A 12,235-nucleotide genomic window follows, 5' to 3' on the forward strand; every position below is an offset into this window, starting at 1 on the left:
GTTATTCCTTTTCTCCAAGTACGTCTTCCAGAGCTGCAATAATAGCATCGTCTTCTTCTTTGGTCTTTACTGCAAGTCGAATGTACTGTCTGTTATTTACGTCCATTTTGGGACTAAGGTTTTTAATAAGGATATTGTGTTTAACTATAAGAGTTCTTGTAAGGGCCTCGGCCGACATTCCGCCTAGAACCTCAGCCATAACATAGTTGGCCTGACTTGGGATAACCCTAAGGTGCTTGTTTTTGGAGAGCCCTTCTGTGTAACGCTTTCTTTCCTCACGGAATTTTTCAAGAGCGGCAACATAATCCTTTTTGTATTTTTCAGATATCTGCATATAGAATTCGCCAAAGGAATTGATATTCCAGATAGCTACGTCTTTTTTCATATCTTCGATAACTTCCTGGTTTCCGGATGCGAGGACACCAAGCCTAAGGCCAGGAACACCGTAAGATTTGGAAATACTCTTCATTACAAAAAGGTGCTTGTTGTCATCAAGTAGCTGTTGGTCAAGCAATGTGTTATTAAGCTCATCAGAAAAGTCAGCAAAGGACTCATCGATAACCAGCTTAATTCCCTTTTGCTTTGTCCAGGAAATAAGCTTAAGAATATCAGCGTAAGGAATATAGTTACCAGAAGGGTTGTCAGGGTTGATGAGCACCAGATTACTTATATCTTTATCTTCAAAGAAGGATGTAAGGTCATCTACTGTATAGGTGTAGCAGTCATTATCTGGCCAATATGCTAATACCATATCCTTATCGTATCTGTGAGCATATTCTTCGAAGGTGGGCCTTATGATGCCAAGTTTTCCATCAAAGTGTTCCATGAGACTTTTGATAAGTTCTGCTGCGCCGTTACCAACAAGGATATTTTCCTGATGAACTCCAAAGTTCTTGGCAGCTAAAAGGCTGTTAACACGCATGCCGGAAGGATATTCGGTGAGAAGAGTATCAAAGTTTGCTCTTAGTTCATCCTTCATTCTTTCAGGTGGGAAATAAGGATTAACAAGGTAACAGAAGTCCATTAGTTTGGGATAACGCCAGTATCCGCCGTAACGACCCTGAAGCAGCTTTACACGTTGATCCTCGTCAGGAATAAACATTGATTGCGCAATGTCCAGATCCTGAATGTCATCAATTTCGTACCAGAGCTGACCGCTAAGTCTTTTTGCTTTGATTTCAGGGTCATCAAGCATAGTGATAACGCGGAGAACCTGTTCATAGTATTCGTTTTCACCGAGAGCACTCTGATATGCTTCAAGGAAAGGTACATAGTGAGTTTCAGAGAAGTGCTTACTGAATTTATAGATGTTTACTGTCTTGTAATAATCCTTGATTTCGCTGAATTTGAATCTTTTGCCTGGAACAAAGGCCTCAATGGAATCGTCACTGCCAATCTTGATGCAGGTTCCATCCATCCAGGATTCGTACTTATCCACAAGAGCCAGAGTCTGTCTTGGATCGTTTATGATTTCATCAAGAACTGCATTTTCGAAAATAAGATCTGATTCAAAAAGAAGTGTATCTTCTTTGCGTAGCCAATCTTTTGCAAGAGCAAGAGAATAGATATTGTTGGTCTTATCATAAATTGGGTTGTTTATATATGTAATAGGCGTGTTGATACCAAGAGTCCCAATATAATCAATAAGATCCTGGCCTCTATATCCAACCACGATTACAATACGGGATAAGTAACGCTTATCAAGCTGCTCAAGCATACGTTGGATAAGTGATACTCCGTTGACTTTTACCATACATTTTGTGTTATTAGCAGTGAGTTCTTTAAGTCTTTTCCCCATTCCTGCTGCCAATATTATTGCCTGCATATTTTATTCCCCCATTATCCTTTTTCTTGGCGCATTCTTTCTAGTATTTTTGTATAGGATTCTTCAGTACTGTTTATAACCTTTCCCAATTGCTGGTGTATTGCTGCCTGCTGCTTGGGTATCATATAATCTTTGCCATAGTACCGTAATAATATTTCGTGATATCCTGCAGGTACAGGCACTTTGGTAAATTCAAAAGGTAAATACAGAGTTTCTGCAAACCATTTTTTTTCAAGGTATCTGTATTTGTTGAAAAACTTGTAAAAGGTGACCTTATCCACAAGATTGCTTTTGAATGGAATAAAGTGACACCATTTATCAAATTTTCTATAAGCTTTGGCGGGATCTTTCCTACATTTGTCAGCAAACTTCCCCATGACAAAGCCCTTAAAGGTCTTGGGGGGAGTAGCAATATATACATAACCAAAAGATCTTCTGTAAAAATTCAGCAGTTTACATTTAAGCTTATTAAAAAGTCTTATTTTAGAAGTGACATCGACAGGGAAAATATCCAGGAAAATTCCTTGATTGAAGGGCACTTTTAGTGCCTCGTTTGAAAGTATGGCTGCAGTTTCGGAATTGCGCAGCTGAACATGCGGCCTTAGAAATCCCTCATCATTGTATGGAGTTTGCAAAAAGTAAGGATGCTTGAATTCTGAATCCCCAATTTCCAAAAGCTTGTCATAGTCTTCCCTTAGCATGACTACGTCTATATCATCATCCCAGGGAATAAAGCCCTTTTCCCTTACTGCCCCAAGTAGTGTTCCGCTATCTACAAAAAAATGAAGGTCGTGTTTTTGACATACCTTTTCAAGTTCATTTAAAAGATCTAATAAAACTGCCCAGATTTCTTTACTCTGTCTGGTAACAGCATATCCACATCTTTCCTCAGGTTCTAAAAAGCCCTCTGGAGGTGTGATGTTAAGATTGACCATTTCTAGTTCCCCTCCCAATACTAAAGTCATACCTCACATGATTATATCATCTTACACTGCTTTCGCCATCATTTGATTTTGAAAAGACGGTAATTCTTTTACTATGAATAGAAAAAATAGTGTTTATTGACCTAAGCCTTAAAACGTATATATAATTATTTTCTGAGTGAAATTTCAGAAATACGGTTTTGTTGTGGGTTATATATGTGTATGAGGTGGGGGAACATAGATGAAATATATAGTAAGCGAATCTTTATGTGACAATAATTTAGGTAAAACAGCTATAGGAAAGGCTAGGGCCGATATTGAGCAGGTGGCACAGGCCAATGGCTTTGAACTGCTGAAACTGCCTTTGGTCGATCCGAAGTATGCATTTAGTCATGCTACACATTTAAAGGTATATGAGAATTGGAAGCAAAATATTCCAAAGCTTGGTAAAGGTGATGCTTTACTGCTGCAGTTGCCGCTCAGACAGCATACACTATTATTTTCAAAATTGCTTAAAAAGCAAAAGCGTGCAGGAGTAAAGATATATGCAATACTCCATGATCTTGATACCCTTAGATTTTCAATGAGCAAAGCTGCTTCATACAAAGAACGAATCCGCAGGAAAGCGGAAGAAACAGGAGTTTTAGCTTTGTGTGATGTGATAATTGCACACAACGATAGGATGAAGGCTGCTCTTGTGGAAATGGGAGTTGATGAGAAAAAGATTATTACACTTAAGATATTTGATTACTTATCGGATCAGCCTGCAAAAGACAGATCTTTTGATAAGACCGTGATAGTAGCAGGTAATTTATCAGATGAGAAGTCTGGATTTGTGTACAAGCTTCCGGAGAATGTGAAATTTAATCTTTATGGGCTTGGTTATAAAGGTATTCAAAACGATACTATCTCATACAAAGGATCTTTTTCTCCGGAGGAACTGTCTGATAAAGTGTCAGGAAGCTTCGGACTTGTCTGGGATGGGGACAGTTTGGATACTTGTTCAGGCTTTTATGGTCAGTATCTAAAAATCAATAATCCGCATAAGACATCTTTTTATCTGTCATGTGGATTACCGGTTCTTATATGGAAGGAAGCTGCCCTATCAGAATTTGTAGCAGAGAATAAATGTGGTATTTTAATAGAGTCGTTAAATGAGATTAAAGATATCATGGATAAGCTTTCGGATGATCAATACCATGAGATTTCTGAGAATGCAGTGAAAGTGTCGGAGAGTATTAAAAAAGGACAGTTTTTTGCTAATGCCTTGAAACAGGCTGAAAATATCGCAAATAACCAGGCACAGAACTAATGAAAGTGTAAGGTTTACATCACAAGACAAATATATTAGAATATTGCATACATGCATTTACAATGACGTGTACAATAAATTTTATTATATAAGGATGGAGTATTAGTTATGGCATTATTACAAGAGTGGCGTGACAAGGCCTATTCTGAGACTGCCAACAAGGGCGATCTTCAGAGATTATGGACAGATTATTTTCAGAAGGAGCGCGATATCTATGCTCAGCTTCTCAAGAACCCTGACGAGGTAGTTACAGGTACTGTTAAGGGCCTTGCTGAGAAATATGGCGTTGAGCTTATGTATATGGTTGGATTCCTTGATGGTATCAACGATTCCCTTAAGGAGCAGAATCCAATCGACGATATGACTGAGGATACAGAGGTTAATCTTGGTTTTGACAAGGAACTTCTTTACAAGAACATGGTAGCAGCCGGTGCCGATTGGCTCTATGGTCTTGAGGAGTGGAAGGAAATCTTTGATGAGGACAAGCTTAAGGCTCTTTACAAAGAGGAAAAGTCTTCTCACACAGTAAGAAAAGAGAACAAGGTTTATCCTAACGATCCATGCCCATGCGGAAGTGGCAAGAAGTACAAGAAGTGCCACGGCAAGAACGCATAATTACATTTTGATAATGAATCGGCATCATTTTGAATCAAAAGTGATGCCGTTTATTATGATTAACCATTATTTTACAAGGAGCATTACCCGGTAGGTATTGCGAGAAAGGACAAAAAATGAATAAAGAAGAGTTTCTAGAAGTTTACCGCCATTCTATGGCACACGTACTGGCCAAGGCCGTTATCGAGTTATACGGCAAGGAAGTTCAGTATGCAATCGGACCTCAGATTGAGGATGGTTGCTACTATGATTTCGTACTTCCTAAGGCTGTTACTCAGGATGATTTCAAGACCATCGAGGATAAGATGCGTGAGATCATTAAGAGAAGAGAGGACTGGACACGTAAAGAGGTTTCAAAGTCGGAAGCACTTGAAATGTTCAAGGACCAGAAGTTTAAGACAGAGCTTATTAATGATCTTCCAGAGGATGAGGTAATCACAGTTTATTATACAGGTGAGGATTATGTGGATCTTTGCCGCGGACCTCACGTAGATAACTCTCAGGAACTTATGAATGTTTCATACCAGGTTAAGTCAGTTTCTGGTGCATATTGGAGAGGTGATGAGAAGAGAGATCAGCTTTCCAGAATATATCTCTATGCTTTCCCAAGCAAGGATGAGCTTAAAAAGCACATCAAGATGATACAGGAAGCTATGGAGAGAGACCACAAGAAGATTGGTCCTGAACTTGACCTGTTTATGTTTGATGAGACAGCTCCTGGTATGCCATACTGGCTTCCAAGAGGATGGAAGATGTATCAGGCACTTCTTAAATACTCAAGAGAGATCCAGGAGAGACACGGTTATACAGAGATTGCCGCTCCTCTTGTTAATAACAAGAAGCTCTGGCTTATCAGTGGACACTGGGCTCACTACGTAAACAACATGTTCATGGTTCCAGGTGTTTCAGGATGGCTCAAGGCTGATGCTGAGATTCCAGGAATTCTTGAGAACAACAATGATCCTACAGAAGAGCCCAAGAATATCAAGATTCAGGCTGGCTCTGTAATCTACAATCGTGAGCAGAATGACACAATGGCTGCTAAGCCAATGAACTGCCCTAATGCCATGATGACATATAAGAGAACTAACCACTCTTACAAGGAACTTCCTATCCGTTACAGTGAGTATGATGTACTTCACCGTAAGGAAAAGTCAGGACAGATGAACGGACTTTTCCGTGTTCAGGAGTTCAGACAGGACGATGACCATACATTCGTAATGGAGTCTCAGATCAAGGAAGAGATTGCTGATGTTATTGCAATTGCTGATGAGATCTATTCAACATTCGGTGTAACATACAGAGCAGAGCTTTCAACAAGACCAGAAGACTTCATGGGTGACATCGAGGTTTGGAACAGAGCTGAGGCAGCTCTCAAGGAAATCCTTGATGAGAAGTATGGAGAAGGCGGATATGAGATCAACGAAGGCGACGGAGCTTTCTATGGCCCTAAGATCGACCTTCAGATCAAGGACGCTCTTGGAAGAGAGTGGCAGTGCGGAACTGTACAGCTTGACTTCCAGCTTCCTCACAACTTTGGCCTTACATATCAGGCTCAGGATGGCAGCATGCAGATGCCTGTTGTTATTCACAGAGCTATTTACGGTTCACTTGAGAGATTTATCGGTATCATTATCGAGAACTTCAAGGGTGTATTCCCATTCTGGCTCAGCCCATATCAGGTAGGTATCGTACCTATCCGCCTTGAGCATAATGAATATGCCAAGGAAGTTGAGAAGGCTCTTATGGATGCTGGAGTTCGTGTTGAGACTGATTACTCAGACAACAACATGAAGGAGAAGATCAAGAAGTACAAGAACTACAAAGATCCATACATTCTTGTAATCGGCGACAAGGAAGCTGCTGAGAGAACTGTATCTATCAATGTTCGTGGATCTAACAAGCAGGTTCAGAATGTGCCTCTGGATGCTTTTGTAGCAATGTGCAAGAAGCTCAATGCAGAGCATTCTCTTGAACTTATTGACAGCTACGAAGCTTAATTAGTTATTGATCATTTATTAGGCACAATGCTTAGGCATTGTGCCTATTCAAAAAAAGAATTCTTTTGCCTGTGGGGGAATTATGTTTGGCAAGATAAAGATTATGTTGGGGCTAGTTCTTTCGCTACAACTTATAACTATTGCAACAGTTTCAAGGCTTGATGTGATAGATGCTCATGCTACAGATGAGCTTAAAAGTGCTGTAGATTGTTCTTTTATTATTCCACCTGAATTTATTCCCGGAGGAGAGACTGGTCTTTTTGTGAACAGGAATGCTCCAATGGAATCATCTACAATTAAATATAGCTATTATGACAATGGGACGGATAAGGTTTTGACCAATAGGCAGAAAAAGGAACTTGAAGAATCCGGGGTCAAACAGATCATTGATTCGTCCAGAAATCTTACTAAGGAAATCTATCTGGAGCAGATGAAGCTTGCCTACGACCAGGAATTTGGACAGAATGTAGGCTTTAATGTCAGCTCTTTTGAAAATATAACTATTGACGGGTACCCGGGCTATCGCATAATTTCCAGCTTTCAGCCTGCAGGTGAGGAAACAATTCATCAGACTGTGTATATAGTTTTGTCCAAATACAGGATGTTTACTATATCCTATCAAAGGGCAGAGGATGATGATTGTGAGGAGTTGTTTGAGAAAAGTGCTCAGACGATTCATGTGAAATGAGTTTTAAGGGGATTTAATGGCAGTAAGCAGATCTAAAAGGACGGCCCAGAATGCTGTTATGGGCTTTACATATCAGTTTGTTACGATGATTCTTGGCTTTGTTTCAAGGGTCATATTCTTGCGGACTATTGGGGTTGAGTTTCTGGGCCTTAATGGTATCTTTGGCGATGTTCTAACTCTTTTATCTATGGCGGATCTTGGTTTTTCGACAGCCATGGCTTATAGCTTTTATAAGCCTCTGGCAGATGGAGACAAGGATGCTATCGCGGCCCTGGTGGCCTTTTATAAGCGTATTTACAATATCATAGCTATGGCGGTGCTGCTTATTGGATTAGTGGTTATTCCTTTTTTGAGGTTGATCGTCAAGACAGAGCAGGATATACCACTTCTAGAGGTTTACTATCTCTTTTCACTTGCCAGAGTAACTACTTCCTATCTGTTTGTTTATAAGACAACTCTTTTAACTGCTGATCAGAAGGATTACAAGGTGGTCTGGATCAGAATGATCACCAATGTTTCCAAAGTATGCCTTCAGATTCTGATGCTGGTAGTATTTAAGAGCTATATTCTGTATCTGACAGTGGCCACTGTAATGGGAATTCTTGGTAATCTCATTGCCTCTAAAAAGGCAGAAAAAGAATATCCTTATATCCGGAACTTAAAGGGAAAATATGTATCGGATGAAAACCTTAAGGATAGAATTGTAGAAAACATGAAGTCAGTGTTTATCTACAAGCTCTCAACCACAGTATTTAGTGCTACTGACAACATTATTATTTCAATGGTCATCAGCACTGCTGCGGTTGGGCTTTATTCTAATTATCTTAACCTTAGTCAGAAGCTTCTTTTGATGGAGCAGATTCTTTTTTCATCAATGACTGCCAGCATAGGTAACGTAATAGCCAAGGAAAATGCTGACAAGAAGTACAAAGTTTTTCAATCTATACAGTCAGTGAGCCTTATTTTGTGCGGTGTTATCACTAGTTGCTATTGTCTGCTGGCAGATGACTTTGTTGGGATAGTTTATGGAAAAGAATATGCCCTGCCTTTCATTGTAGTAATTGCAGTTACTGTGAATGCTTACTTTTCCTGCGCTCTGCAGCCTCTTTGGCTTTATAGAGACGCTACAGGATTATACAGGAAAACTAAGTATATTATGCTGGTGGCAACAATAGAGAATATTGTACTTTCTATAATCCTGGGTAAGATTCTTGGAATTGCAGGTGTTATATTTGCATCAGCAATTTCAAGACTGACAACTTATTGCTGGTATGAGCCAAGGCTCCTTTACAGGGAATACTTTGACAGAACTGCTGGTAAATATTACTTCCAGATACTAACGAATGTGCTCTTGTGCCTGGTGGCGATACTTGGAATCGGATTTGTTGTATCCGGAATTAAAGTGACAGGCTGGATGGAATTTATTATAAAGGGATTAGTTGTTGGAATATTGAGCTTTGCAGTATTTATGGGCATTTATTTTAGGACAGAAGGTGCCCAGAATATAATTAAAAAGATCAGGGGAAAGCTTGTCAGATAAGGTCGTTTGGATTTGTTGGGTTATATGTATATGAAAGATTTGGTTACTGTAATTGTACCTGTGTACAAGGTTGAAAAGTATTTGAATAAATGTGTGGATTCTATTTTGAATCAGAGCTACAGAAATCTTGAGATCATTCTTGTGGATGATGGCTCTCCTGATGAATGTGGCAGGATTTGTGATGATTACGCCAGGATGGATTCCAGGATAGTAGTTATCCACAAGGAGAACGGAGGCCTTTCCAGCGCTAGAAATGTAGCTCTTGATGTGGCCAAGGGAGACTGGATCCTTTGTGTTGACAGCGATGACTATATTCACAGTACTATGGTTGAAAAGATGCTTGCTGCGGCTGAGGAGAATTTGGCTGATATAGTTATCAGTTCTTATTATCTACAAAAGAATGACAAGCTATCCATTGTGGATGAGATCCATGATGAGGTGATCGTAATGGATAAAATGACAGCTCTGGATAGGCTTGTTGCAGATAAAGAGATTAAGAGTTATGCCTGGGGGAAACTGTACAGAGCAAAGCTTTTTGAAGGAGTAAGATATCCAGATGGCAGAAACTATGAGGATATTGCAACCACCTATTATCTGTTTGATAAGGCTGACAAGATAATCAAGATTCCAGAGTATCTGTATTACTATCTTGTAAGGGGTGACAGCATCTCTTTTAACAATTCTACAGTCAGCTGGCATAAGGGATGCCACGCATCCTGCCTTGGACAGGAGGAGAGAGCTGAATACTTCGAGCAAAAAGGCTATGTTGACCTGCATGAAAAGGCGATGGCAGCTCTTTTGCCATATCTGTTCTCTGATATTAAGAGCGCTTACCAGGCTGGTGAATTTGAAGATGCTATTGAAACTCAGAAGTATATACAAGGACATTTGAATTCATTTAGGGAAAATGCGCGTATTTCAGGCAAAGATAAAAAACTTATCGACGTATATTTAAAGTCACCTGATTACTTTAAGTTCTATGAAAAAGTAAAAAAGCCAGTTCTGAAGATAAGTAAAAAAATAGCAAAAGTAAGACATCATATCTGGCTTTTAAATGTGTTTTATGATTTTGAACTAAAGCCAGGGAAGAGCAGAAGAGTAGTTTACTTTGAACTTCCCTGTTTTGATAATTTGGGGGATCATGCTATAGCTTATGCTACTAAAAAGCTTCTAAACAACGTTTTTGCTGACGATGACTCTACTCAAATATATGTGGTTCCTGGATGGAAAACCAATAAAGCAATCTCTGCACTGAAAAGATGTATAGGCAAGGACGATGTTATAGTATGTCAGGGCGGTGGAAACTTTGGAAATCTATATGATTTTGCACAGGTCTTTAGAAGAAAGGTATTAAAGAGTTTTCGTGATAACAGGATTGTTATAATGCCTCAGACAGTTTTTTATACAGATGATGATAAAGGTAAAAAAGAAATCGAGCTTGATAGGAAGGCTATAGAAAAATGTAGCAATCTGACAATACTTGCCCGGGATAAGAAGTCATACGGATTATTCAAACAGTATTTTAAAACCGATGTTTGTCTCATGAGAGATGTAGTAACAACAATGGATATTCCTGAACAGAATAACGAGAGAGAGGGAATTCTTCTCTGTCTTAGATCTGACAAGGAAGGAAAGCTTTCTCTGATAGATAAATTACAAATTGAAAATGAGTGTAGGGAATGCGGACAAGATGTGCGTGTTACTGATACCTGCACTAATTATGTGATAAAAGATGAAGACAGGGAGAGAATCTTACTTTCGAAATTAGGACTCTTTAGCAGGGCTAGGCTTGTTGTTACTGACAGATTGCATGGAATGTTTTTTTCATTTATTACCAAGACTCCTTGTATAGTTCTTGGCAACAACCATCACAAGGTCAGTGAAGCCTATGATACCATAGTGGATTGTGATTATATCAGGTATATTGAGTCAGTAGGTGAATTAAAAAAGGCAATCAGCGATCTTTTAAATGATAATTGTGGTAGTTATACAAGACCTGTTTACAGAAATGATCTAGGCAAATATAAGGAACTTATGCGTGAGGGACATGAAAAAGCAGAATTCAAAGATTGATATTGTTATTCCATGGGTGGATGGAAGTGACCCGGCCTGGCTGGAGGAAAAGAGAAAGTTTGATAAAAGCATAGAGACTATCAGCGGGGATAGTTCAAACTCAAGCCAGCGTTTCAGGGACTGGGGACTTATGCGTTATTGGTTTAGGGGAATAGAAAAATACATGCCCTGGGTTAATAAGATTTTTTTTGTTACCTGGGGACATGTCCCGGAGTGGCTTGATACAAATAATGAGAAACTTGTGATCGTTAAGCATGCAGATTATATGCCGGCCAAGTATTTGCCAACATATAATTCCAGTGTTATTGAGTTAAACGTACATAGAATTAAGGAACTTTCGGAGAATTTTATTATCTTTAACGATGACCTTTTTGCTATAGCACCTACCAAGGAAGAGATGTTTTTTGAAAATGACATGCCTTGCGATATGTTATTAAGTGAGATCATGTATAACTATGATGTTAAAGGAGTTTTTAGGCATATTGTCTTTAATAATCTTGGTATTATCAATAAGTATTTTGGATTTGAAAGAAAAGAGCTAAAACAATTTTCCAAGTGGGTTAATCCTGTATATGGCTACAAGAATATGTTCACAAATTTAAACAAGTTCTTATTTAAAAGGATATTGGGCTTTAAAGATCAACATCTTGCAGTTCCGCACAAGAAGAGCACCTTCGAAAAGATATGGGGATTGGAGCATGATGCATTAGACAGTGCCTGCCTTAATAAGTTCAGATCACCAATGGATTTAAACCAGTGGTTGATGAGATATTGGAATTTTATGACAGGTGAATTTGTACCAACTAATATCTGGGCTATAGGACAATATATGGGGGTCAATGATGCGTCCGCTGTTGATGATGTTTGTGACGTAATCAAGAGACAAGAGAAACCAATACTTGTTATTAATGATACTTTGCGGGGGGACGATGAAGAAGCGTTTATAACTTATAAAAAGAAAATCAGTGAAGCTTTTGAATCTATTTTGCCAGATAAGTGTTCATTTGAAAAATGAACACTTGAGGTGCTTAATATCTAAGATTTCAAAGGAAATGGCGCCTCATTGAACCCATATTTTTTCAGAATGTAATCTCTTCCAAAATTCAATTGGCAAATATAAACAAAAATCCGCGTAAAAATTCTCTGTAACCGCTTACATAAAAATATTGAATCTCCAAGCCTCAAACATTATGATTAAGAGGCATGAACGAAACGGGCTCTGTGGGGGGACACGGGGCTTGTTTCAACTAAAAAATCTT

At 39.0% G+C, this 12,235-nt stretch carries 9 protein-coding genes; 7 read left to right on the forward strand and 2 right to left on the reverse strand.

Going from position 1 to position 12,235, the window contains the following annotated elements; all coding sequences use genetic code 11:
• Position 1: 1 nt before the first annotated feature.
• Positions 2-1,825 (reverse strand): aminotransferase class I/II-fold pyridoxal phosphate-dependent enzyme, encoded by a 1,824-nt coding sequence (locus tag BLO53_RS15800; RefSeq protein ID WP_092063755.1) that lies wholly within the window; start codon positions 1,823-1,825, stop codon positions 2-4.
• 14 nt (positions 1,826-1,839) lie between these two features.
• Positions 1,840-2,760 carry a LicD family protein gene (locus BLO53_RS15805; protein WP_176757325.1) on the reverse strand — a complete coding sequence of 307 codons (921 nt, stop codon included), beginning with the start codon at positions 2,758-2,760 and terminating at the stop codon, positions 1,840-1,842.
• Positions 2,761-2,989: 229 nt separating this feature from the next.
• Between BLO53_RS15805 and BLO53_RS15810 the strand changes: the two genes are divergently transcribed.
• The 7 genes from BLO53_RS15810 (at position 2,990) to BLO53_RS15840 (ending at position 11,991) form a co-directional block, all read left to right on the forward strand.
• Positions 2,990-4,060: a sugar transferase gene (locus BLO53_RS15810; RefSeq protein ID WP_092063761.1), complete on the forward strand. Its 1,071-nt coding sequence runs from the start codon at positions 2,990-2,992 to the stop codon at positions 4,058-4,060.
• A 108-nt stretch (positions 4,061-4,168) separates the two neighbouring features.
• Positions 4,169-4,675, forward strand: coding sequence for an SEC-C metal-binding domain-containing protein (locus BLO53_RS15815; protein WP_092063764.1), 507 nt, complete (start codon positions 4,169-4,171; stop codon positions 4,673-4,675).
• A 116-nt stretch (positions 4,676-4,791) separates the two neighbouring features.
• Positions 4,792-6,675 carry a threonine--tRNA ligase gene (locus BLO53_RS15820; RefSeq protein ID WP_092063767.1) on the forward strand — a complete coding sequence of 628 codons (1,884 nt, stop codon included), beginning with the start codon at positions 4,792-4,794 and terminating at the stop codon, positions 6,673-6,675.
• Positions 6,676-6,757: 82 nt separating this feature from the next.
• A complete protein-coding gene (locus BLO53_RS15825) occupies positions 6,758-7,363 on the forward strand; it encodes a hypothetical protein (RefSeq protein WP_092063770.1) in 606 nt (201 codons plus the stop codon).
• A 16-nt stretch (positions 7,364-7,379) separates the two neighbouring features.
• A complete protein-coding gene (locus tag BLO53_RS15830; RefSeq protein ID WP_092063773.1) occupies positions 7,380-8,903 on the forward strand; it encodes a lipopolysaccharide biosynthesis protein in 1,524 nt (507 codons plus the stop codon).
• A 30-nt stretch (positions 8,904-8,933) separates the two neighbouring features.
• Positions 8,934-10,976, forward strand: a complete 2,043-nt coding sequence (locus BLO53_RS15835) for a glycosyltransferase (protein ID WP_176757326.1) — start codon at positions 8,934-8,936, stop codon at positions 10,974-10,976.
• Positions 10,951-11,991, forward strand: coding sequence for a Stealth CR1 domain-containing protein (locus BLO53_RS15840; protein ID WP_092063811.1), 1,041 nt, complete (start codon positions 10,951-10,953; stop codon positions 11,989-11,991). The genes BLO53_RS15835 and BLO53_RS15840 overlap by 26 nt, the downstream gene beginning before the upstream one ends.
• The last annotated feature ends 244 nt before the right edge of the window (positions 11,992-12,235 follow it).

This window comes from Butyrivibrio sp. INlla14 (assembly GCF_900102515.1).
Lineage (GTDB): Bacteria > Bacillota > Clostridia > Lachnospirales > Lachnospiraceae > Butyrivibrio.